A 21,944-nucleotide genomic window follows, 5' to 3' on the forward strand; every position below is an offset into this window, starting at 1 on the left:
CGGGACAAGGATAAGTTCCAAATGCGGGATAACGGAGATCTCCCGTGTTACCCAAAGGGTTATCCCCAGAGATGTATATTCAGAACCAATATAACTTGCTGTAATAGCATAATTTTTTATAGAATCAACAGAATCACCTCATTTGGAAATATTTCTGTCCACCTGGGGAAAACGTTTGGGTAAAAAAGTAATCCACGGAAATTACCCACCCTACAAAACCATCTTCCTTTTTCTTTTCTTATTTTTTTATTAGGGAGGGTTCCGAGCAACGACCGGAGCCGGAATGACCGATCTTCTTTTCACGATTTACCCGTGGGTGAAGTCTTTACACATCATGGCCGTGATCTCGTGGATGGCTGGGTTGTTCTATCTGCCCAGGCTGTTCGTCTATCACGTAGAAAAAGCGCAAGCTGTCGACGGGGCGCAGGAAATCTTCTTTGAAATGGAAGAAAAGCTTTTGCGTGTGATCATGCGCCCTGCGATGTACGTGGCGTGGATCTGCGGGCTGATCATGGTCTTTACGCCAGGCATCGTCGGGTGGGACTGGACCTGGCCGTGGGTTAAAGGTGCAGCCGTGATCGGCATGACCTGGTTTCATCACTGGCTGATGGCACGGCGCAAGGATTTCCTGGAAGGCCGAAATACGCTCACTGGGCGCCAGTATCGCATGATGAACGAGGTTCCCACCGTTTTGATGGTTGCCATCGTCCTGGCGGTCGTTCTGAAGTTCTGAGGGCCCATTTGACTCCGGAGCGGCGGATGCGTATGTAACGCATAACACGCCCGTCCGGGCGGCGTATCTTCCGTACTGAAATTCCACTGTAGTGCCGCGATCCATGCGGACAAGGTTCGTATCATCATGACAGCTGAATCCCTGAATCTGGCCGACCTGAAGGCCAAAAGCCCCAAAGACCTTCTGGCGATGGCCGAAGAGCTCGAGGTCGAAAACGCCTCGACCATGCGCAAGGGCGAGATGATGTTCCAGATTCTGCGTGAACGCGCGGATGAGGGCTGGACCGTCGGTGGCGATGGCGTGCTTGAGGTTCTGCAGGACGGGTTCGGCTTCCTGCGCTCGCCCGAGGCGAATTATCTGCCGGGTCCTGACGACATCTACGTGTCGCCCGACATGATCCGCCAGCACTCCCTGCGGACCGGTGATACGGTCGAAGGCGATATCAAGGCCCCGGATGAGAACGAACGCTATTTTGCGCTGATCAAGGTCACCAAAATCAACTTTGAAGAGCCAGAGAAAGCCAAGCACAAGATCCTGTTCGACAACCTGACGCCTCTGTATCCCGACGAACGTCTGAAGATGGAGATCGAGGATCCCACCATCAAAGACAAATCGGCCCGTGTGATCGATCTGGTTTCACCCATCGGCAAAGGCCAGCGTTCGCTGATTGTGGCGCCGCCGCGGACCGGTAAAACGGTGATCCTGCAGAACATTGCGCATTCGATCGAACAGAACCACCCGGAATGCTATCTGATCGTTCTGCTGATCGATGAACGCCCGGAAGAGGTCACCGACATGCAGCGCTCGGTGAAGGGTGAGGTCGTGTCCTCGACCTTTGACGAACCAGCAACCCGGCACGTCGCCGTGTCGGAAATGGTCATTGAAAAAGCCAAGCGATTGGTCGAACATAAACGAGATGTTGTTATTCTTCTCGATTCTATCACAAGACTTGGTAGGGCGTTTAACACTGTGGTGCCTTCGTCCGGTAAAGTTCTGACCGGCGGTGTGGACGCCAACGCCCTGCAACGGCCCAAGCGGTTCTTCGGCGCTGCGCGGAATATCGAAGAGGGTGGCTCGCTGACCATTATCGCTACTGCGCTGATCGATACCGGCAGCCGGATGGACGAAGTGATCTTCGAAGAATTCAAGGGCACCGGTAACTCAGAAATCGTTCTGGACCGCAAGATCGCGGACAAGCGTGTGTTCCCGGCCATCGACATCCTCAAATCCGGTACAAGGAAAGAGGACTTGCTGGTCGACAAGGGCGATCTGGCCAAGACCTTCGTTCTGCGCCGCATCCTCAACCCGATGGGCACGACTGACGCGATTGAATTCCTGTTATCCAAGTTGAAGCAGACCAAAACAAACGGTGAATTCTTCGACTCGATGAACACCTGACACAGGTCTTAAACAACGCGAGGCCTTCGAATGGATACGATATTCGCCTTGGCCAGCGCGCAAGGCAAAGCAGGGGTGGCGGTCATCCGCCTCTCTGGCCCAAACGCGCATCCCGCTGCGGCCGGCCTGACAGGCGGTACGTTGCCACCCCGTGGAATGCGGGTGCGCACGCTGCACGCAGGTGACGGATCACGGCTGGATGATGGCCTGGTTCTGACTTTTCAGGCACCGGCCAGTTTCAGCGGCGAGGACGTGGCTGAGCTGCAGATTCATGGCAGCACGGCTTCGGTGAATGCTGTGATGCGATCACTGTCCGACACCGAGGGGCTGCGTCTGGCGGAGCCCGGTGAGTTCACCCGCCGTGCACTGGAAAACGGCAAGATGGACCTGACCCAAGTCGAAGGTCTTGCCGATCTGATCGATGCGGAAACCGAGGCGCAGCGCAAACAGGCCCAGACCATTCTGGCCGGCGAATTGGGCGCTCTCGCTGAACGCTGGCGGCGCGATCTGATCCGGGCGGCATCTTTGCTGGAAGCCGTCATCGATTTCGCCGATGAGGAAGTGCCTACCGACGTCACGCCCGAAGTGCGGTCATTGATCTCTGGTGTTATGGCGGATTTGCAACGCGAAGCTGAGGGCGTGCGGATTGCAGAACGAATTCGGACCGGATTTGAGGTTGCCATCGTTGGGCTTCCGAATGCCGGCAAGTCGACTTTGCTGAATGCGCTGGCGGGCAGGGACGCCGCTATCACTTCGGAATTTGCCGGAACGACCCGGGATGTTATCGAAGTTCGCATGGATCTGGGCGGGCTTCCGGTTACTTTGTTGGATACCGCCGGGTTGCGCGAAACTGAGGATCATGTCGAGAACCTTGGTATTGAACTGGCCAGAAAAAGGGCGGAAGCTGCGGATCTGCGCGTATTTTTGACCGAAAATCCAACTGAACTTGGTGTTGAAATGCTGGTAGGAGATATTCAGGTATTCCCGAAATCTGATCTCCGAGATGTGACGGAAGGTGGAATTTCCGGAAAAACAGGGCAGGGGATTGATCAGCTGATCGCCCAGATATCGCGTGTACTAGCTGAGAGAACCACAAGCCATGGTATAGCCACTCGGGAAAGGCATCGTGTTGCGCTTGACAATGCCAGGGAAGCCCTGGGTGCGGCAATGGCAGTTCTGGAATCAGGGCCGGACTTGTATGATATTGCAGCGGAAGAAATGCGTACAGCAATCCGTGCCCTTGAAACCCTGGTAGGCAGGATTGGCGTTGAGGATCTTTTGGATGAAATATTCTCGAGCTTCTGTCTGGGTAAATAGGGAGTGTTTCACGTGAAACATTCAAAGTTCGATGTCGTTGTGGTTGGCGCTGGACATGCCGGAACCGAAGCTGCGCATGCCGCAGCACGCATGGGTGCTGAAACCGCTCTGGTCACCCTGTCCGCGTCAGACATCGGAGTGATGTCCTGCAATCCGGCAATAGGCGGCTTAGGTAAGGGACATCTGGTTCGGGAAATTGACGCGCTGGATGGCGTTATGGGGCGCGTTGCGGATCAAGCCGGAATTCAGTTTCGCCTTTTGAACCGCCGGAAAGGACCTGCGGTTCAAGGTCCAAGGACTCAGGCGGATCGCGCGCTGTATCGCGCTGCTATGCAAAAAGAAACCCATGCCCAGCAACGACTAACAGTTGTAGTTGGTGAGGTTGTTGACTTTTTGATGGACGGGTCACGGGTAGCTGGTATCAGGCTGGCTGATGAGTCTGAAATCCATGCTGAGGCAGTTATTCTGACATCTGGCACATTTTTGCGTGGTGTCATTCATATTGGAGATGTATCCCGCCCAGGTGGTCGTATGGGTGGTCGGCCTTCAGTCAAACTGGCAGAAAGGTTGGACAGCTTCGATTTACCTTTGGGACGGCTGAAAACGGGTACCCCACCCAGGTTGGACGGTCGCACAATTGATTGGTCAGAGCTTGAACGACAGGATGGAGATGAAGAGCCCACGTTATTTTCCTTCCTCTCGACTTCGGTTGTCGCGCCGCAAATTTCCTGCGGAATCACGCATACAAATACGCGTACCCATGAAATTATTGAAAAAAATCTGTCCAGATCCGCGATGTACGGCGGGCATATAGATGGTATAGGTCCACGATATTGTCCGTCGATCGAGGACAAGATTGTCCGCTTTTCCGACAAAGAATCGCATCAGATTTTTCTGGAACCTGAGGGGGTCAACGATCATACGATTTATCCCAACGGAATTTCCACGTCGCTGCCACAGGATGTACAGCAGGAATATGTCCGCTCGATCATGGGGCTTGAAAATGCGGAAATTCTTCAACCGGGTTATGCGATTGAATATGATTATGTGGATCCCCGCGTACTGACGTCTTCACTGTCACTGCCGGACGCCCCCGGCCTATATCTTGCGGGCCAAATCAACGGAACCACAGGATATGAGGAAGCTGCGGCGCAAGGCTTAGTTGCTGGCTTGAATGCTGCATTGGAAGTTTTTGGACGAAACCCGGTCCATTTTTCTCGGGCCGATAGTTATATCGGCGTGATGATCGACGATCTGACAACGCGTGGCGTCGCGGAACCCTATCGAATGTTTACTTCTCGGGCAGAGTTTCGATTATCTCTGCGAGCAGATAACGCCGATCAAAGGCTGACGCACGTTGGGCTTCAATTGGGGTGCGTCGGCGACAGGCGCAAGGCCAGGTTCGGTGAAAAGATGGAAATGCTGACGGCGGCCAAGTCGAAACTATCGGAACGGACTTATACCCCGAAAGAGATCAGGGCAGTTGGCATTAACGTCAATCAAGATGGGAACCGTCGGGATGGTTTCGCAATCTTGGCTTTCCCCGACGTTGCTTTTGACGACTTGATTCCTCTGGTTCCTTCGTTGCGTGAAGTTGAGCCTGATATTCGATTACAGGTCGAGCGTGACGCACTTTATGCAAATTACATCGCGCGGCAACAAAAGGACGTCGAAGCTATGAAGCGCGACGAATCCTATGAAATTCCACGTGATTTTGACTATTTCTTGCTGGAAGGCCTGTCTTCCGAGATAAAACAAAAGCTTTCGCAGGCGCGGCCTGAGACAATTGCTCAGGCAAGCCGGGTTGAGGGGGTTACCCCAGCCGCACTTACGTTATTGCTGGCAAAGCTAAGGCGCGAGCAAAAGGTCCGTAAAGCATGAGCTATGCGAATTTTGAGAACTTGGGTGTTTCACGTGAAACATTCAACCGCCTTGAGGCATATGTTGACCTGGTCCGACGGTGGAACCCAAAAATCAATCTGGTGTCGCGAAACAGTTTGAACGACATTTGGACGCGGCACATTCAGGACTCTGTTCAAGTCTTTCGTTGCGCGGATTCATTTGACACCTGGGCAGACCTTGGCAGCGGGGGCGGATTTCCCGGAATGGTCTGTGCACTTATGGCGATTGAGGAAGCACCGGGAACTCATTTTACGTTCGTGGAAAGCGATCAGAGAAAGTCAGCTTTTTTACGCAATGTCTCCCGTGAGTGCGGCGCAAACTGCACGGTTATTTCAAGACGTATCGAAGCAGTTGACCTACTGAATGCGGATATCCTGTCAGCACGTGCTTTGGCTGATCTGAATACTCTATTGTCCTTTTGTGACAGACATTTAAGCAAATCCGGTACCGCCCTGTTGCCGAAAGGCGCGAACTGGAAAAAAGAGGTGGAGGACGCGCGCGAAGAATGGAGTTTCGATTCTGAGGCGATTACAAGTTTAACTGAACCCCAGGCTGTTATCCTAAAGATCAAAGGAGTATCACGTGGTTGATCTGTCTCGCCCCTCAGGGCCCCGGATAATTGCGGTTGCCAATCAAAAAGGTGGGGTGGGAAAAACGACGACTGCGATAAATCTTGCTGCAGGAATGGCTGAAGCCGGATGCAAAGTGTTGGTTGTCGATCTTGATCCGCAGGGAAACGCGTCCACTGGTCTTGGCGTGGAAGATCGGGACTGGACAACATATGATCTTATTCTTGATGATGCGCCGCTTGATGCCGTTGTACAGGATACTGAAATCCAGGGTCTTTTTGTTGTGCCGGCAACTGTAGATCTGAGTTCGGCGGATATTGAGCTGATATCCAATGAAAAGCGCAGTTATTTGTTGCACGATGCGTTACGTCAGACCGCGATCGACAAGTTTGATCTGGATTTTGTTCTGATCGATTGCCCTCCGTCCCTGAATCTTCTGACCGTTAATGCAATGGTTGCCGCCCATTCGGTTTTGGTCCCGTTACAAAGTGAGTTTTTCGCGCTGGAGGGTTTGTCGCAGCTGATGTTGACGATCCGAGAAGTCCGACAAACCGCGAATCCGGACCTCAGAATCGAAGGTGTTGTGTTAACCATGTATGACAACCGCAATAACTTGTCCCGGCAGGTTGAGAAAGACGCGCGTGACAATCTGGGTGAGATGGTATTTAAAACCAAGATACCCAGAAATGTGCGGGTCAGCGAAGCGCCTTCATACGCATTGCCGGTTCTGCAATATGATTCAGGGTCGCTCGGTGCGATGGCATATCGGCATTTGGCACGCGAAGTGATCCACAAAAATAAAAATGTGTCGGCTGAGCGACAGTGAGGAGGGCGCAGTGACCGTCAAAAAATCAAAATCCAGAGGATTGGGCCGTGGGCTGTCCGCTCTTATGGCTGATGTGACGCAGGATGTTGAAGGTCTGGCCCCGATGGAACCCCGCCGCCCCGACCTGAAAATTCCGATTGAAAAACTGCGTGCCAATCCAAACCAGCCACGCAGGACGTTTTCGCAGGATCAATTGAATGAGCTGGCAGCCTCGGTCAAGGAAAAGGGGATCATTCAACCGCTGATCGTGCGTGAAATCAATGGCGGTGAGTATGAAATTGTAGCCGGTGAGCGCCGCTGGCGCGCGGCCCAAATGGCACAATTGCACGATATTCCGGTTATCGTGCGGGATTTCGACGACACCGAGGTGTTGGAAGTTGCCATCATCGAAAATATTCAGCGTGCAGACCTGAACGCGGTGGAAGAAGCCGCAGGTTTCAAGCAGTTGATGGACCGCTTTGGTCATACGCAGGAAAAGCTGGCCGAAGCCCTGGGAAAAAGCCGCAGCCATATAGCAAACCTGCTGCGTTTGTTATCTTTGCCATTGGATGTTCAGACACTGGTGATCGAGGGTAAGCTTTCGGCTGGCCACGCACGGGCACTCATCACGTCTGAGAACCCCTCTGAACTGGCGAAAATCGTTGTACGAGATGGGCTTTCCGTGCGCGCGACCGAAGCTCTGGTCAGGAAACAGCAAGCTGATCCGGCGAAATCCGCACCACGCTCGAGAAACCTGGATGCCGGCAAAGACGCGGATACGCGGGCTTTGGAAAAAGACCTGTCCGCGATTCTGGCGATGAAGGTCGCGATCAATCACAAGGCGGGAACGGAAACGGGGCAAGTGGTCTTGACCTATGAAAACCTTGATCAGCTTGACGATCTGTGTGCCAAGCTCAGCCGTTAGGCCGCGTCCAGATAAAGATCAACACGGCGCCCAGAACCACCGCCTGAATGATCAATGCATGCGTTGGCAGTGAAATCAGGACCGACAAACCAAAGACAGCGGCGATCGACACGGTTGCCGCTTTTTTTGCAATCGGTCGAATCGCCCCGGAGCTTTGCCAATCCAGGATCATTGGTCCAAAGGCGCGGTGAGAGATCAGCCAATTGTGCAGGCGTGAGGACGACCGGGCAAAGAAAAACGCGGCCAAAAGCAGAAATGGAACTGTCGGCAATAAGGGCAGGGCGATGCCAATTACTGCCAATCCAACACTGATCAGTCCCAATGTGGCCCAGATATACTGCATCAATTATCCCAATAACTCTCGGATCACTGCATTCAGGACAGCGCGACCGTCCTTGGTGGCGATCAACTGGTCTTCTGCCTGATGAACCATACCTAAATCTATTAGGTCATTCAGCTTGTTCTGTGGCAGCGGATTGTCTGACAATGTGTTGAATCTGTCTATATTTAGTCCTTCAGCGACTCTTAACCCCATCATGAGGTATTCATTGGCCTGATCTTGCAGTGAAAGCTCTGCGCGTTCCTTTTCCCCGCTGCCGTTAAAAGCGGCTGTTAGCCAGGTATTCGGAGACATAAAAGTTTCGGTCGCCAGCTTCCGCCCACCAACCGTTATCCGCCCATGCGCACCGGGCCCGATGCCGACATAATCCCCGTATCGCCAATAAATCAGGTTGTGCCGTGACTCGGCGCCGGGGCGGGCATGGTTCGAGACCTCATATGCAGGCAGGCCGTGGGCTTCGCAGATCTCTTGCGTGGCAAGGTACATTTCGGCGGCGCTGTCATCTTCGGGCAGGCCGCGCAGTTTACCGATGGCATATCGGTCACCAAAAGCCGTGCCTTCTTCGATGGTCAACTGATAGAGTGACAGGTGATCAACCGCCATGGACAGCGCCTCGGTCAGTTCCGCGCGCCAGGCTTCCGGAGTTTGATGCTGGCGGGCGTAAATTAGGTCAAAACTGACCCTATCAAAGCACTTTCGGGCGATGTCGAACGCTGCGCGAGCCTCGGCCACGGTATGGATACGCCCCAGACGCCGCAAATCTTCGTCGTTCAGTGCCTGTACGCCCATCGAAGTGCGGTTTACCCCGGCATCGCGATAGGCCGCGAACCTGCCTGCCTCGACCGAGCCGGGATTGGCTTCGAGCGTGATCTCCATGTCATTGGCTGGTCGCCAGAGGGCGCGGGCCTCATCGATCACCGCGGCGACGGTTTCGGGAGCCATCAAGGACGGTGTACCGCCACCGAAGAAGATCGTGTTCAGGACGCGGTCAGGAGTTTCGGCCGCCGCTCGGTTCAACTCGCTTAGATATGCCGTAAGCCATTGTTTTTGATCTATTTTACTTGAAACATGGCTGTTGAAATCGCAGTAGGGGCATTTGGCCTCGCAAAAAGGCCAATGCACATACAGGCCAAAGCCCCCGTTGCGCCAATCATCCGCCAAAACAGCCCTTCACGAACATCTCCACCGCACGGCCGCGATGGCTGATCTTGTTCTTTTCCCAACGATCCATCTCGGCAAAGGTAATGTCGTACCCGTCGGGGACAAACATCGGGTCATAACCAAAGCCGTCTTTGCCCCGAATAGGCCAGGTGAGATGACCGGGGGCGATGCCCTCGAACACTTCGTCATGCCCATCGGGCCAGGCCAGAACGAGGGTGCAGCGGAACTGAGCGGTACGAGGGTGCGCGGCGTCTTTCGCCTCAAGTTCGTTATGTGCCCGCGTCATTGCCATCAGGAAATCGCGGCCATTACCGGTTTCGGCCCAATCGGCGGTATAAACCCCGGGCGCGCCGCCCAGCGCGTCGATGGTGATCCCGGAATCGTCCGACAGGGCAGGCAGGCCGGTGGCTTGGGCCGCGGCGTGGGCCTTGATCCGGGCGTTGCCGACGAATGTATCTTCGGTTTCTTCCGGTTCTGGTAGGTTCATCGCGCCTGCACCAACAACCGTCACGCCAAAGGGTTCGAGGAGATGGGTCATCTCCTCAAGCTTACCCTTGTTGTGGGTCGCCACCAGCAGCCTGTCGCCGTCGAACTTGCGGGTCATGCAGTAGCGACCTTCTGCGCGGCGGCCAGTTCGGCCACACCTTTTTCGGCCAGGTCCATCAGCTGATCCATCTGGGTACGGCTGAAGACCGAGCCTTCCGCGCTCATCTGCACTTCGATCAGTTTGCCCGAACCGGTCATGATGAAATTGCCGTCAACGCCCGCTTCGCTGTCTTCGGGATAGTCCAGATCCAGAACCGGCTGACCAGCGTAAATCCCGCAGGACACGGCGGCGACCGGGTCAACCAGCGGGTCCGAGATCACGTCGCCCGCCTTCATCAGCTTGTTCACCGCCAGACGCAGCGCGACCCAGCCTCCGGTGATCGAGGCGCAGCGAGTGCCCCCATCGGCCTGAATAACGTCGCAGTCCACGGTGATCTGCCGCTCACCCAGCGCAACCCGATCCACACCGGCCCGCAGGGCACGACCGATCAGGCGTTGAATTTCCACCGTGCGGCCACCTTGCTTGCCGCTTGCCGCCTCTCGCCGCATCCGCGTATTGGTTGCGCGGGGCAGCATTCCGTATTCAGCGGTGACCCAACCCAGACCCGAGCCTTTGATGAAGGGCGGCACGCGATCCTCGATCGTGGCCGTACACAGCACATGGGTGTCGCCCATTTTGATCAGGCAGGAACCTTCGGCATGTTTGGTGAACCCCGTTTCGATTGAAACCGGGCGCATTTCGCTTAAATCTCGTCCTGAGGGTCGCATGGAAAATCCTTTGTTTGCTGGGTTGGGGATAACGCCCCGCGGCGTTACGATGCAACCCCGATTGACCTTTCATTTGCGTGCGATTTAATGACGGCCCAGCAGGGGAACGCCGATGAGCGAAGCAAGCAAAATTCTGGCTGAGATGAATGACCGGTCGCGTGAGGTGTTCCGGTTGATTGTCGAGAGCTATCTGGACAGCGGAGAACCAGTCGGCAGCCGTACGCTGACCCGCACCCTGTCCGAAAAGGTCAGCGCCGCGACGGTGCGCAACGTGATGCAGGATCTGGAGTTTCTCGGCCTGCTTGACAGCCCGCATGTCAGTGCGGGGCGGATTCCGACACAGCAGGGTTTACGAATGTTCGTGGATGGTTTGCTGGAAGTTGGCGATTTGGGCGCTGATGATCGGCAGAAGCTGGACGAAACTTTAGGCTCTAACGCGTGTGATGTGGGCGGAATGCTGGACCGGGTGGGCGCGGCTTTGTCACACGTGACACATGGTGCCTCATTGGTTCTGACGCCCAAGCATGAATCCGAGATCAAACATATCGAGTTTGTCTCTTTGGCTCATGACCGCGCGCTGGTCGTATTGGTGTTTGCCGATGGACATGTGGAGAATCGCCTGTTCACACCGCCACCTGGACAAACGCCCAGCTCAATGCGCGAGGCTGCGAATTTCCTGAACGCGCTGATAGAAGGGCGTACCCTCAGTGAAGTGCGCCGTCAGATGCAATCTCAGATCTCGGCGCGCAGGCAGGAAATCGACGCATTGGCGCGTGAGATGGTGGAAAGCGGCATGGCGGTCTGGGACGGTGATGGCTCCGATTCGGAACGTCTGATCGTGCGGGGCCGGGCGAATCTGCTGGGCGATCCGGGTGAGGCCGAGGAACTGGACCGCATTCGGACCCTGTTCGACGATCTTGAGCGCAAGCGTGATATCGCGGATTTCCTTGAACTGACCGAGGAAGGTGAGGGTGTGCGCATTTTTATCGGGTCTGAGAACAAACTTTTCTCACTTTCGGGTTCCTCTTTGGTGGTGTCTCCATATATGAACGCTGATCGAAAGATAATTGGTGCGGTCGGGGTCATCGGACCTACGCGACTGAATTATGGACGGATCGTGCCGATCGTGGATTATACGGCGCAACTGGTCGGCAAGCTGATATCCGACCGGAGCTAGAGGGTAAGAGATGGCAGAACCCAAGAACGAAGATTTTCTGGATGATATCGCAACCGCCGAGGCGGAAGAACTGGCCGAGGAATTTGCTGAGATCAGCGAAGAGGCGCTGGAAATTGATGCGCTGCGCGCAGAGCGGGACGATTTCAAGGACAAGTTCATGCGCGCGTTGGCGGATGCCGAAAATGCACGTAAGCGCGGCGACAAGGCGCGCCGGGATGCTGAACAGTACGGCGGATCGAAACTGGCCCGTGACATGCTGCCGGTTTACGACAACATGAAACGCGCGCTTGAGGCCGCAACCGATGAACAGAAAGAGGTTGCGGGACCGCTTTTGGAAGGTGTCGAACTGACCATGCGTGCGCTGAAGGACGTGTTTCAAAAACACGGGATTGAGGTAATCACGCCCGAGGTTGGTGATCGGTTCGATCCGAATATTCACGAAGCGATGTTCGAAGCGCCGGTACCGGGCACCCGCGCGGGCGACATCATTCAGGTTTCGGCCGAAGGCTTCATGCTGCATGACCGTCTGCTGCGCCCGGCGCAGGTTGGCGTGTCGTCGACGCCTGCAAGCTGAAACGCGCGCGAGCGCGCGTGCCTTCGGCGAGAGTATTTTTGAAAAGATGAAGGGGCGGTCAGGTTCTGGCCGCCTCTTTCAGTTTGTAAATCAGGTCCAGCGCCTCGCGAGGCGTCAATTCGTCCGGCAGAATCTCGTCCAGCAAATCCCTGACCGGTGACTCCTTGGGTGCAGGGAGCGGCGGTGGTGGAGCTGCGGAAAACAGCGGCAAATCGTCGATCAGCGCTTTTTGCTTGCCACCCTCGCGCTCGGTTTTCTCCAGTTGATCCAGCACAACGCGGGCCCGTTCGACCACGGTCGCGGGCAGACCGGCAAGCTGGGCCACCTGCACACCATAGGACCGGTCTGCGGCGCCTTTGTGAACTTCGTGCAGGAAGATCACCTCACCCTCCCATTCCTTTACCGCGACGGTGGCATTATCGACGCCTTCCAGTTTTCCGGCCAGCGCGGTGAGTTCATGGTAATGCGTGGCAAACAGGGCGCGGCATTTGTTTGCGCCGTGCAGATGTTCCAAAGTGGCCCAGGCGATGGACAGGCCGTCATATGTCGCAGTTCCGCGACCGATCTCATCGAGGATTACCAATGCGCGGGCATCGGCCTGATTCAGGATGGCGGCGGTTTCAACCATTTCGACCATGAAGGTCGACCGGCCTCGGGCCAGGTCGTCCGAGGCACCAACGCGGCTGAATAGCTGGCTGACCACACCTATATGCGCCTGTTCTGCCGGGACATAGCTGCCCATCTGTGCCAGCAGGGCGATCAGGGCGTTCTGGCGCAGGAAGGTCGATTTACCGGCCATGTTCGGGCCAGTCAGAAGCCAGATAGAAGCGCCCTGATCTGCGGTCAGATCGCAGTCATTGGCGATGAAAGCGTCTCCACTTTGTTGACGCAGGGCATGCTCCACGACCGGATGCCGTCCGCCCTGCACCTTGAATGCACGAGACGTATCGACCTGAGGGCGGCACCAGTTTTCCCCCCGTGCCAAATCGGCCAGCGCGGTGGTCAGATCCAGCTCGGCCAGACCTCTGGCCGCTTGGTTCAGATGCGCAGCTTTGGCCAGAATATCGCCGGAAAGCCTTTGATAGAGCCGTTTCTCAATTTCCAACGCCAAATTACCAGCGTTCAGAATGCGGGTTTCGATCTCCGACAGTTCAACGGTGGTAAACCGCACCTGATTGGCGGTGGTTTGCCTGTGGATATAGGTCTCGCTGAACGGAGGGTTCAGCATCTTTTCGGCATGGGTGGCCGTTGTTTCGATGAAATAGCCGAGCACATTGTTGTGCTTGACCTTCAGAGAGGGGATGCCGGTGTGTTCCGAATACTTCTGCTGGAACCCGGCGATGACCGAGCGGCCTTCGTCGCGCAGAGTGCGGGCCTCGTCCAGTTCGTTGTCGAAGCCCGGCGCGATGAAACCGCCGTCGCGGGCCAGCAGGGGTGGTTCGGCGACCAGCGCTTCGTCCAGCAGGGTCAGGAGGTCATCAAAACCGGTCAGATTTTGCACGGCGGTGGCCAGTAAGACTGGCAAGTCCTGACTATCGCATAGATCAGCAATCGCCACGGCTTGTGTCAGCCCGTTGCGGATCGCAGCCAGGTCGCGGGGGCCGCCGCGTTCCAGCGACAGGCGCGACAGGGCGCGGTCCAGATCGGGAGTCTTGCGCAATGCCTCGCGCAGGTCCGAGGCGGTCAGGCTATCCTCGGCGGCGAAACTCACCGCGTCCAGCCGGGCATGGACGACATCCAGGTTTCGCGAAGGGCTGGACAGGCGCTGTTCCAGCAGTCGCGCGCCGCCGGGTGTGACGGTGCGATCCACCACCGATAACAGCGATCCGGCACGACCACCCGAAAGGGACCGGGTCAGTTCCAGGTTGCGGCGTGTGGCGGCGTCGATCTGGACAACACGGTCTTCGGATTCTTTCAGCGGCGTTTGCAGCAGCGGCAGTTTGCCCTTTTGCGTGATCTCCAGATAGTCGATCAGCGCGCCCATCGCCGAAATTTCGGCGCGTCCGAATGTTCCGAACGCATCCAACGCCCCCACGTGAAACAGACCGCAGATGCGTTTTTCCGCCGCAGTGCTGTCGAAACTGGCCCGGCCGATGGGCGTCAGCGAAATCCCCAGATCGCGAACAGGTTCCTGCAGGTTGTGTTCGGAGCCGTCAGCCACGATCAGTTCGGATGGGGCCAGCCGTGCAAGCTCGGGGCTGAGGCGTACGGATGTCAACGGCATCACGTGAAACGCGCCGGTCGAGATATCGGCCCAGGCCAGCGCGGCCTCGTCCCGGACCTCGGCATAAGCGGCCAGAAAGTTGTGACGACGGGCCTCCAACAACGCGTCCTCGGTCAGCGTCCCGGGCGTCACCAGACGCACGACATCCCGCTTTACGACTGATTTAGAGCCTCTTTTCTTCGCCTCGGCAGGGCTTTCCATCTGTTCACATACGGCAACGCGAAAGCCTTTGCGGATCAGCGTCAGCAAATACCCTTCGGCGGAATGAACAGGAACGCCGCACATCGGGATATCTGTGCCGTTGTGTTTGCCGCGTTTGGTCAGCGCGATATCCAACGCCTCGGCCGCGTTGGCGGCATCCTCAAAGAACATCTCATAGAAATCGCCCATACGATAGAACAGCAGGGCATCGGCATGGGCTTCTTTGATCTCGAGATATTGTGCCATCATCGGCGTGACTGTGGACAAGGCTGATCCCTTCTGGCGTGTTCCGGGCGCGACCTTACAAATCCACCACCCGCGACGAAAGGTGAAAACGTATTCTCGTTGAGGCGCGCGTTCGCCTGCGCTATGAGGCAAACGTCCCGCAGATGTAAAGAAACGACCCATCACATGCCCAAAGCGAAGATCACCAACGAAGAGGCGCTGGCCTTTCACCTCGAACCGACCCCCGGCAAATGGGAGGTACAGGCTACCGTTCCGATGACCACGCAGCGGGATCTGTCGCTGGCCTACAGCCCCGGTGTGGCTGTTCCATGTGAAGCAATCGCTGAATCCCCCGAGACAGCTTATGATTACACCAACAAGGGGAACCTGGTCGCTGTGATTTCCAACGGTACCGCGGTTCTGGGGCTTGGTAATCTGGGCGCGCTGGGGTCGAAACCGGTGATGGAGGGCAAATCGGTCCTGTTCAAACGGTTCGCCGATGTGAACTCGATCGACATTGAACTGGATACCGAAGATCCGGATGAGTTCTGCCGCGCTGTACGTCTGATGGGGCCGACCTTTGGCGGTATCAACCTCGAAGACATCAAGGCGCCCGAGTGTTTCATCATCGAACAGCGTCTGAAGGAAGAGATGGATATTCCGGTCTTCCACGATGACCAGCACGGTACCGCGGTTATCTGTGCGGCAGGCCTGCTGAATGCGCTGCATATCTCAGGCAAGAAGATCGAAGATGTGAAGATCGTACTGAACGGAGCGGGCGCCGCCGGCATTGCCTGTATCGAACTGCTCAAGGCGATGGGAGCGAAACATGACAATTGCATCGTCTGCGACACCAAGGGCGTGATCTATCAGGGCCGGACCGAGGGAATGAACCAGTGGAAATCGGCCCACGCGATCACCACCGATCTGCGCACGCTGGAAGACGCCATGAAGGGCGCGGATGTGTTCCTGGGCGTGTCCGTCAAGGGTGCCGTTACGCAGCAGATGGTCGCCAGTATGGCCGACAATCCGGTGATTTTCGCCATGGCCAACCCTGATCCTGAGATCACGCCGGAAGAAGCGCATGAGGTGCGTGTCGATGCAATCGTCGCCACCGGCCGAAGTGACTATCCCAATCAGGTTAACAATGTTCTGGGTTTTCCCTACCTGTTCCGCGGTGCACTGGACATCCATGCCCGCGCCATCAATGACGAGATGAAGATCGCTTGCGCCCATGCGTTGGCCAATCTGGCGCGAGAGGACGTGCCGGATGAGGTCGCCATGGCCTATGGAAAATCGCTGACCTTTGGCCGCGATTACATCATCCCAACGCCGTTTGACCCGCGCCTGATTCATCGGATTCCACCCGCCGTGGCCAAGGCCGGGATGGATACCGGAGCGGCCCGCCGTCCCATCATCGACATGGATGCGTATGAGCTGAGCCTGAAATCCCGCATGGACCCGACCGCCAGCATCCTGCGCGGCCTGAACGCCCGTGCTCGTGCGGCACAAAGCCGGATGATCTTTGCCGAGGGCGACGATCCGCGCGTGTTGCGCGCAGCGGTGATGTATCAGCGCTCAGGCTTCGGCAAGGCGCTGGTTGTTGGCCGCCCGGACGACGTAAAGACCAAGCTCGAAGCCTCTGGTCTGGGCGACGCAGTACGTGAGCTTGAGGTGGTGAATGCCGCCAACACCTCGCATCTCGAAGCTTATACGGATTTCCTGTACAAGCGTCTGCAGCGTAAAGGGTTTGATCATAAGGACATTTATCGTCTGGCGGCGCGAGACCGGCATGTGTTCTCGTCCCTGATGCTGGCGCATGGACATGGCGATGGTTTGGTGACCGGGGCCACACGAAAATCGGCGCATGTGCTGGACCGGATCAACCACGTGTTCGACGCAGATGCGGCCCAAGGGGCAGCAGGCGTGACCGCGCTGCTGCATAAAGGCCGGATCGTCCTGATTGGTGACACGCTGGTGCATGAGTGGCCCGACGAAAACGATCTGGCGACCATCGCGGAGCGCTCGGCTGCTGTAGCCCGGCACATGGGCCTTGAGCCGCGCGTTGCCTTTGTCAGTTTCTCGACCTTCGGTTATCCGGTGTCCGAACGGGCCGAGAAGATGCACCGCGCACCTGCGGTTCTGGACAAGCGCGGCGTCGACTTCGAATATGAGGGCGAAATGACTGTGGATGTTGCCCTGAACGTGGAACAACAGGCAAATTATCCGTTCTCACGCCTGACCGGCCCGGCAAATATTCTGATCGTTCCGGCCCGTCACTCGGCGTCGATCTCGACCAAGCTGATGCAGGAAATGGGCGGTGCCACCGTGATCGGTCCGATCCTGTCGGGCATCGACAAGCCGATTCAGATCTGCTCGACCGTGTCGACCGCCAATGACATCCTGAACATGGCCATTCTGGCCTCCTGCGATATCGGATAAACCATGACCATCTGGAATCTCGGCTCGATCAACGCGGACATGATCTATGACGTGCCGCACCTGCCCGGACCGGGAGAGACCCTTTCGGCCAATCGCCTGGACCGGTTTCTGGGCGGCAAGGGGGCGAATATGTCCGTTGCGGCCGCGCGGGCCGGGGCGCGGGTGGCGCATATTGGTGCGGTTGGCCGGGACGGGCGCTGGGCGCGGGAACGTCTGACAGAATATGGTGTCGACACGCGCCATATTGCCGAGGCTGAGATTCCGACCGGCCACGCCATCATCGCGGTGGATGCAGATGGGGAAAACAACATCATCCTGTTTCCCGGCTCGAACCATGCGATTTCGCAGGATCAACTGGGGCAAGCGCTGTCCTCGGCGTCTCGGGGAGATCTGCTGGTGATGCAGAACGAAACCAACCTGCAGGTCGAAGCCGCGAAGATGGGGCGAGAACTGGGTCTGACGGTCTGCTACGCCGCCGCACCGTTTCAGGCCGAGGCAGTGCAAGCTGTGTTGCCGTATCTGGATTTCCTGATCCTGAACGAAATTGAAGCCGATCAGTTGCGTCAGGCAACCGGGCAGGAGGTCTCGGATCTGGATGTTCAGCACGTGATCGTCACACTGGGATCCAAGGGTGCGCGGTATCATGTGCGCGGAGCTGAGGATTCCGAGTTTCCGGCCCACAAGGTGCAGGCTGTGGATACCACCGGTGCGGGCGACACCTTCACCGGTTATGTACTGGCCGGAATGGATCGCGGAATGCCTTTGGCGCAGGCGATTTCACAAGCGAACCGTGCCGCGGCGCTGATGGTCACGCGGCACGGTACGGCTGATGTTATTCCTGATCTCAAAGAGGTGCGCGAGGCGCGGTTCGATTAAGACCCGGCAAATGGCGCGTCGCTGCCCCACAATTGTTTGACCCTGGCATCACGTCCGCAGGCCTTGCGATATGCCTTGTAGGCGCTGTGCTGGCGCTTGGGACCAAAGCGGGTGAAAACCAGCTTGTTTCCCTTGTAATAATCCTGGTGATACGCCTCGGCCGGGTAGAATGCACCTTGTTGCAGGATCGGCGTGACAACAGATTGCCCCAAGGCTCGTTGCGCATTGGACTTGGCTTGCTGCGCAAGCGCCTTTTCCCCAGTGTTAGAGACAAATATGGCCGTGCGATAGCTGTCGCCCCTATCACAGAACTGCCCTCCTGCATCTGTGGGATCAACTGAGCGGAAGAACAGGTTCAGCAGGGTTTCACGGGAAACGCGGGCTGGATCAAAGGTGATCTGGACTGCCTCGTAATGACCGGTGCCGCCTTTGGTTACCTGATCGTAGGTCGGGTTGACCGACTTGCCGCCTGTATAACCCGACACCGCCCCGATCACGCCGGGGACGGATTCGAAATCGGATTCGACGCACCAGAAACAGCCGCCAGCCACCGTCAGTGTCTCGGCCCCTGCGGCAGGCGCAGGCAGGGCACGCAACATGGCGACAAGCGTGATCAGAACAAAAAGAAGCGTCGGTTTGACGTAGTTGAGATAAGCGATGCGGGTCATGGCAGGTCTCCTTCTGCAAGCAGGCTGCCCTGACATTTTCGCATACGCAATCCGCTGACATCGTTTGTCACGGGGTGGTGAGACGAGTTTATCGGCGCTCAGCGCAGCAATTGCCCCAGCTTCATCGCAACACCCATGTTGCCTGAGATTTTGAGCTTGCCCATCGCCACACCGGTCATCGGGTTCAGCTTGCCGGTCAGCAATTTGGTCAGGTTGTCCTGCGAGATGCGGATGGTGCAATCCGTGTCCTGATCCTGCGTCGTGGCCTGATTGTCGGCCAGCACGATCACGCCGTCGTCGCCACAGTCGAATTTGAGCGAGCCTTCAAAATTTTTACCGTTCAGACCTTTTTGAATCCCGTCTGCAATGTCCTGAAGCATCCCTGTCCCTTTTGCAGTTTTCGCATGCGTACCGGGCAGGGACGCCAATGTGCAAGGGTGACCCAACTGGACCCTGCGGTCATGAGGTCCGCAAGATCTGCAAGGTCCGCTCGCATGGCCGACCCTCATAGAAGGCGTCAAGAACTGCCTGAAACTCGGGCATTGCGCCGGGTACAGACGAAAACAACGTCATGGAAGAACGGAGTTTCTTTGCATCGATCCCACCCAGAATGTCGATGGGGTCGCGCCCTTTGTGCCGCAACATCAGACGCGCGGCTTCCGTCAGGCGGCGGCGGAGTTCCGGGTGACCTAGATAAGCCGTGGCTTCGTCAAGATCTTCGATCCCATACAGCTGCGCCATGTGAGACCTGCCAAGTTCGGCCAGTTGCGGAAACACGAACCACATCCAGTGGCTGGATTTCTGCCCTTGTTCCAGTTCGCGCAGGACATCGGACCAGACCGCGTCCTGCGCCTCGATGAACAGATCGAGTTCGTCGTTGATGTCGTCGTCGTCGATCACTTGGACAGGCGCTTGTCCCGCGCCGCCAGCAGCTTCAGACGCAGCGCGTTCAGCTGAATGAAGCCGGCCGCATCTGTCTGATCGTACGCACCCGCGTCTTCCTCGAAGGTCACATGCGCCTCGGAATACAGCGAGTGATCGGACCAGCGGCCCACGGTCGAAGCCAGACCTTTGTACAGCTTCACGCGGACGGTACCGGTTACATGTTCCTGAGATTTGTCGATGGCGGCCTGCAGCATCTCACGCTCAGGGCTGTACCAGAAACCGTTATAGATCAGTTCGGCATATTGCGGCATCAGCTGGTCTTTCAGGTGCATCGCGCCGCGGTCCATGGTGATGGACTCGATGCCGCGATGCGCCTCCAGCAGGATGGTGCCGCCGGGTGTTTCATAGATGCCGCGCGACTTCATGCCCACGAACCGGCCTTCGACCAGGTCCAGACGGCCAATGCCGTGCTTGCCACCATATTCGTTCAGCTTGGTCAGGATTGTGGCCGGGCTCATCGCCTCGCCATTGATGCTGACCGCGTCGCCTTTCTCGAACCCGATCTCGAGGAATTCCGGCTCGTTCGGCGCGTCTTCGGGGTGGACGGTACGCTGATAGACATAATCCGGCGCCATATCGGCGGGGTCTTCCAGAACCTTGCCCTCGGACGAGGTGTGCAGCAGGTTGGCATCGACCGAGAAGGGCGCTTCGCCCCGTTTGTCCTTGGCAATCGGGATCTGGTTCGCCTCTGCGAATTCCAGCAGCTTGGAGCGGCTGGTCAGGTCCCACTCGCGCCACGGGGCGATCACCTTGATGTCGGGGTTCAGCGCGTAGGCGGCCAGTTCGAACCGCACCTGATCGTTGCCCTTGCCAGTTGCGCCATGGGCGACAGCATCGGCACCCGTTGCTTCGGCAATCTCAACCAGACGTTTTGAGATCAACGGCCGGGCGATCGAGGTGCCCAACAGATATAGACCTTCGTACTGTGCATTTGCGCGGAACATCGGGAAGACGAAGTCGCGGACGAATTCCTCGCGGATGTCCTCGATATAGATGTTTTCGGGCTTGATCCCCAGCAGCTCGGCCTTCTTGCGGGCGGGCTCCAGTTCCTCACCCTGACCCAGATCGGCGGTGAAGGTCACGACCTCGCAACCATATTCTGTTTGCAGCCATTTCAGGATGATCGAGGTATCAAGGCCACCGGAATAGGCCAGAACAACTTTCTTGGGCGCGGACATCTGACTTCCCCTTATTCGTAAGACGATTGGCCCCTAACGGGTTTTGAACGCGGGGGCAAGTTATGAGCGTTGACCCGGTGCTGGAATTGGGATGAAACAGGCGGATAGAAAACAAGGATTGGTTGAGGGGGCGGCATTTAGATGTTGGGTTGGAAGATTTTTGTGCACTCGATGTGGATGGTGTATCGAAACAGGCGCGAAGCACTCCGCATCGGGTTAATACCCTCGACGCTTGCCGCAATAGTGTCATATTTTTTTTTACGATCCCTGGCTCCTCGGTTCTCCGGTCAATCATGGACAGAGTGGGTGAGTTCAATGGGGGTATTTTCGCAAGTTGGATTCGGTCTGGTTATTGCGGCAAATATATCTGTCATTGTTTGGATATTCATAGCTTGGCACAGATTTGTACTGCTAGAAGAGTTTCCGCAAGGTTGGATACCTCCCGTCAGAGGCTGGTGCGTCGTAAAATATTTTAAGCAGTCAATAAAAGTGCTGGCTGTGGCGTGGATAATCTCATTTGGTGTCGGGATGGCTTTCTTAGTTCTGTTTACGGTTCTGACGAATGCGGAGCTTTTGCCTAGAGCGGTTCTAATTTTACCAACTATCGTGTCAATGTTTGTTTCCTACTTTTTTGTTTTTAGACTGGGTCTTGTTTTTCCGGCGGCGGCAATAGGTCACTCGCTTAGCGTTAGAGAGGTATTTCTGATAACCAAAGGTAAAAACGGAACGCTGCTGGTGCTTTCATTTATTCAAATTTTTGGCCTGATCATGACGTCATGGTTGATTGATACAGTAGCTGCAGCGGTACCCACAGCTGCGTTAGCTACAGAAGCGTTAGTTCAGCTGTTTTTCTCGCTGATTTGCGTCAGTGTCTGGACTACGCTCTTTGGCGTATTCGTAGAAAAACGCGAACTCTCCTGACCACCCGTACACATATGTATTCCTTGCCCTTGTCGCACTGATGCTGCAC

General features: G+C 56.5%; 21 protein-coding genes. 12 read left to right on the forward strand and 9 right to left on the reverse strand.

What is annotated here, in order from left to right; all coding sequences use genetic code 11:
* The first annotated feature begins 283 nt into the window (after positions 1-283).
* The 7 genes from GOX66_RS07000 to GOX66_RS07030 all read left to right on the forward strand — a co-directional run bounded on the left by GOX66_RS07000 (position 284) and on the right by GOX66_RS07030 (position 7,649).
* Positions 284-733, forward strand: a complete 450-nt coding sequence (locus tag GOX66_RS07000; protein WP_170761001.1) for a CopD family protein — start codon at positions 284-286, stop codon at positions 731-733.
* Between the two features lie 126 nt (positions 734-859).
* Positions 860-2,131 (forward strand): transcription termination factor Rho, encoded by a 1,272-nt coding sequence (rho, locus tag GOX66_RS07005; protein ID WP_170761003.1) that lies wholly within the window; start codon positions 860-862, stop codon positions 2,129-2,131.
* Positions 2,132-2,161: 30 nt separating this feature from the next.
* Positions 2,162-3,448, forward strand: coding sequence for a tRNA uridine-5-carboxymethylaminomethyl(34) synthesis GTPase MnmE (mnmE, locus tag GOX66_RS07010; RefSeq protein ID WP_170761005.1), 1,287 nt, complete (start codon positions 2,162-2,164; stop codon positions 3,446-3,448).
* A gap of 12 nt (positions 3,449-3,460) precedes the next feature.
* The gene (gene mnmG / locus GOX66_RS07015; protein ID WP_170761007.1) at positions 3,461-5,329 is read left to right on the forward strand and encodes a tRNA uridine-5-carboxymethylaminomethyl(34) synthesis enzyme MnmG; all 1,869 of its coding nucleotides are present in this window, start codon (positions 3,461-3,463) and stop codon (positions 5,327-5,329) included.
* Complete coding sequence (gene rsmG, locus GOX66_RS07020) at positions 5,326-5,940, forward strand: 16S rRNA (guanine(527)-N(7))-methyltransferase RsmG (RefSeq protein WP_170761009.1); 615 nt, start codon at positions 5,326-5,328, stop codon at positions 5,938-5,940. Before mnmG ends, rsmG begins: the two co-directional genes overlap by 4 nt.
* Positions 5,933-6,745: an AAA family ATPase gene (locus GOX66_RS07025; protein ID WP_170761011.1), complete on the forward strand. Its 813-nt coding sequence runs from the start codon at positions 5,933-5,935 to the stop codon at positions 6,743-6,745. Before rsmG ends, GOX66_RS07025 begins: the two co-directional genes overlap by 8 nt.
* A 10-nt stretch (positions 6,746-6,755) precedes the next feature.
* Complete coding sequence (locus GOX66_RS07030) at positions 6,756-7,649, forward strand: ParB/RepB/Spo0J family partition protein (RefSeq protein WP_170761013.1); 894 nt, start codon at positions 6,756-6,758, stop codon at positions 7,647-7,649.
* On the opposite strand, the gene GOX66_RS07035 is transcribed toward GOX66_RS07030, so the two are convergent.
* From GOX66_RS07035 to rph, 4 genes are read right to left on the reverse strand one after another with little or no spacing between them, the layout of a single operon-like run.
* On the reverse strand, positions 7,639-7,992 hold the full coding sequence (locus GOX66_RS07035) for a YbaN family protein (protein WP_170761016.1): 354 nt from the start codon (positions 7,990-7,992) through the stop codon (positions 7,639-7,641). The genes GOX66_RS07030 and GOX66_RS07035 overlap by 11 nt on opposite strands.
* Before the next feature lie 3 nt (positions 7,993-7,995).
* On the reverse strand, positions 7,996-9,150 hold the full coding sequence (hemW, locus tag GOX66_RS07040) for a radical SAM family heme chaperone HemW (RefSeq protein WP_170761018.1): 1,155 nt from the start codon (positions 9,148-9,150) through the stop codon (positions 7,996-7,998).
* Positions 9,140-9,754, reverse strand: a complete 615-nt coding sequence (gene rdgB / locus GOX66_RS07045; RefSeq protein ID WP_170761020.1) for an RdgB/HAM1 family non-canonical purine NTP pyrophosphatase — start codon at positions 9,752-9,754, stop codon at positions 9,140-9,142. The genes hemW and rdgB overlap by 11 nt, the downstream gene beginning before the upstream one ends.
* Positions 9,751-10,464 carry a ribonuclease PH gene (gene rph, locus GOX66_RS07050; RefSeq protein ID WP_170761022.1) on the reverse strand — a complete coding sequence of 238 codons (714 nt, stop codon included), beginning with the start codon at positions 10,462-10,464 and terminating at the stop codon, positions 9,751-9,753. The genes rdgB and rph overlap by 4 nt, the downstream gene beginning before the upstream one ends.
* A gap of 112 nt (positions 10,465-10,576) precedes the next feature.
* On the opposite strand from rph, the gene hrcA reads away from it, so the two are divergent.
* On the forward strand, positions 10,577-11,641 hold the full coding sequence (gene hrcA / locus GOX66_RS07055; protein ID WP_170761024.1) for a heat-inducible transcriptional repressor HrcA: 1,065 nt from the start codon (positions 10,577-10,579) through the stop codon (positions 11,639-11,641).
* 10 nt (positions 11,642-11,651) lie between these two features.
* Positions 11,652-12,215, forward strand: coding sequence for a nucleotide exchange factor GrpE (locus GOX66_RS07060; protein WP_170468241.1), 564 nt, complete (start codon positions 11,652-11,654; stop codon positions 12,213-12,215).
* A 58-nt stretch (positions 12,216-12,273) separates the two neighbouring features.
* Here GOX66_RS07060 and mutS read toward each other — a convergent pair whose 3' ends face one another.
* Positions 12,274-14,889 (reverse strand): DNA mismatch repair protein MutS, encoded by a 2,616-nt coding sequence (mutS, locus tag GOX66_RS07065; protein WP_170761431.1) that lies wholly within the window; start codon positions 14,887-14,889, stop codon positions 12,274-12,276.
* A 162-nt stretch (positions 14,890-15,051) separates the two neighbouring features.
* Between mutS and GOX66_RS07070 the strand changes: the two genes are divergently transcribed.
* Positions 15,052-17,307, forward strand: coding sequence for an NADP-dependent malic enzyme (locus tag GOX66_RS07070; RefSeq protein WP_170761026.1), 2,256 nt, complete (start codon positions 15,052-15,054; stop codon positions 17,305-17,307).
* A gap of 3 nt (positions 17,308-17,310) precedes the next feature.
* The gene (locus GOX66_RS07075) at positions 17,311-18,183 is read left to right on the forward strand and encodes a ribokinase (protein ID WP_170761028.1); all 873 of its coding nucleotides are present in this window, start codon (positions 17,311-17,313) and stop codon (positions 18,181-18,183) included.
* On the opposite strand, the gene msrA is transcribed toward GOX66_RS07075, so the two are convergent.
* The 4 genes from msrA to GOX66_RS07095 all read right to left on the reverse strand — a co-directional run bounded on the left by msrA (position 18,180) and on the right by GOX66_RS07095 (position 20,974).
* Positions 18,180-18,851, reverse strand: coding sequence for a peptide-methionine (S)-S-oxide reductase MsrA (msrA, locus tag GOX66_RS07080; protein WP_170761030.1), 672 nt, complete (start codon positions 18,849-18,851; stop codon positions 18,180-18,182). The two genes, GOX66_RS07075 and msrA, sit on opposite strands and share 4 nt — an antisense overlap.
* Positions 18,852-18,949: 98 nt before the next feature.
* On the reverse strand, positions 18,950-19,231 hold the full coding sequence (locus GOX66_RS07085; RefSeq protein ID WP_170761032.1) for an SCP2 sterol-binding domain-containing protein: 282 nt from the start codon (positions 19,229-19,231) through the stop codon (positions 18,950-18,952).
* Between the two features lie 79 nt (positions 19,232-19,310).
* Positions 19,311-19,751: a DUF1810 family protein gene (locus tag GOX66_RS07090; protein WP_170761034.1), complete on the reverse strand. Its 441-nt coding sequence runs from the start codon at positions 19,749-19,751 to the stop codon at positions 19,311-19,313.
* Positions 19,748-20,974, reverse strand: coding sequence for an argininosuccinate synthase (locus GOX66_RS07095; RefSeq protein ID WP_170761036.1), 1,227 nt, complete (start codon positions 20,972-20,974; stop codon positions 19,748-19,750). Before GOX66_RS07095 ends, GOX66_RS07090 begins: the two co-directional genes overlap by 4 nt.
* 315 nt (positions 20,975-21,289) lie before the next feature.
* On the opposite strand from GOX66_RS07095, the gene GOX66_RS07100 reads away from it, so the two are divergent.
* A complete protein-coding gene (locus GOX66_RS07100) occupies positions 21,290-21,895 on the forward strand; it encodes a hypothetical protein (protein WP_170761038.1) in 606 nt (201 codons plus the stop codon).
* Positions 21,896-21,944: the final 49 nt, after the last annotated feature.

This window comes from Ruegeria lacuscaerulensis, from assembly GCF_013031245.1.
Lineage (GTDB): Bacteria > Pseudomonadota > Alphaproteobacteria > Rhodobacterales > Rhodobacteraceae > Ruegeria > Ruegeria lacuscaerulensis_C.

Coding starts and splice junctions, on each gene's coding strand:
- GOX66_RS07095 (WP_170761036.1), bottom strand. CDS start 20,974: ATGTCCGCGCCCAAGAAAGTTGTTCTGGCCTATTCCGGTGGCCTTGAT.
- rdgB (WP_170761020.1), bottom strand. CDS start 9,754: ATGACCCGCAAGTTCGACGGCGACAGGCTGCTGGTGGCGACCCACAAC.
- GOX66_RS07070 (WP_170761026.1), top strand. CDS start 15,052: ATGCCCAAAGCGAAGATCACCAACGAAGAGGCGCTGGCCTTTCACCTC.
- msrA (WP_170761030.1), bottom strand. CDS start 18,851: ATGACCCGCATCGCTTATCTCAACTACGTCAAACCGACGCTTCTTTTT.
- GOX66_RS07060 (WP_170468241.1), top strand. CDS start 11,652: ATGGCAGAACCCAAGAACGAAGATTTTCTGGATGATATCGCAACCGCC.
- hrcA (WP_170761024.1), top strand. CDS start 10,577: ATGAGCGAAGCAAGCAAAATTCTGGCTGAGATGAATGACCGGTCGCGT.
- mutS (WP_170761431.1), bottom strand. CDS start 14,889: ATGATGGCACAATATCTCGAGATCAAAGAAGCCCATGCCGATGCCCTG.
- GOX66_RS07000 (WP_170761001.1), top strand. CDS start 284: ATGACCGATCTTCTTTTCACGATTTACCCGTGGGTGAAGTCTTTACAC.
- GOX66_RS07075 (WP_170761028.1), top strand. CDS start 17,311: ATGACCATCTGGAATCTCGGCTCGATCAACGCGGACATGATCTATGAC.
- rph (WP_170761022.1), bottom strand. CDS start 10,464: ATGCGACCCTCAGGACGAGATTTAAGCGAAATGCGCCCGGTTTCAATC.
- GOX66_RS07100 (WP_170761038.1), top strand. CDS start 21,290: ATGGGGGTATTTTCGCAAGTTGGATTCGGTCTGGTTATTGCGGCAAAT.
- GOX66_RS07035 (WP_170761016.1), bottom strand. CDS start 7,992: ATGCAGTATATCTGGGCCACATTGGGACTGATCAGTGTTGGATTGGCA.
- rho (WP_170761003.1), top strand. CDS start 860: ATGACAGCTGAATCCCTGAATCTGGCCGACCTGAAGGCCAAAAGCCCC.
- GOX66_RS07085 (WP_170761032.1), bottom strand. CDS start 19,231: ATGCTTCAGGACATTGCAGACGGGATTCAAAAAGGTCTGAACGGTAAA.
- mnmE (WP_170761005.1), top strand. CDS start 2,162: ATGGATACGATATTCGCCTTGGCCAGCGCGCAAGGCAAAGCAGGGGTG.
- rsmG (WP_170761009.1), top strand. CDS start 5,326: ATGAGCTATGCGAATTTTGAGAACTTGGGTGTTTCACGTGAAACATTC.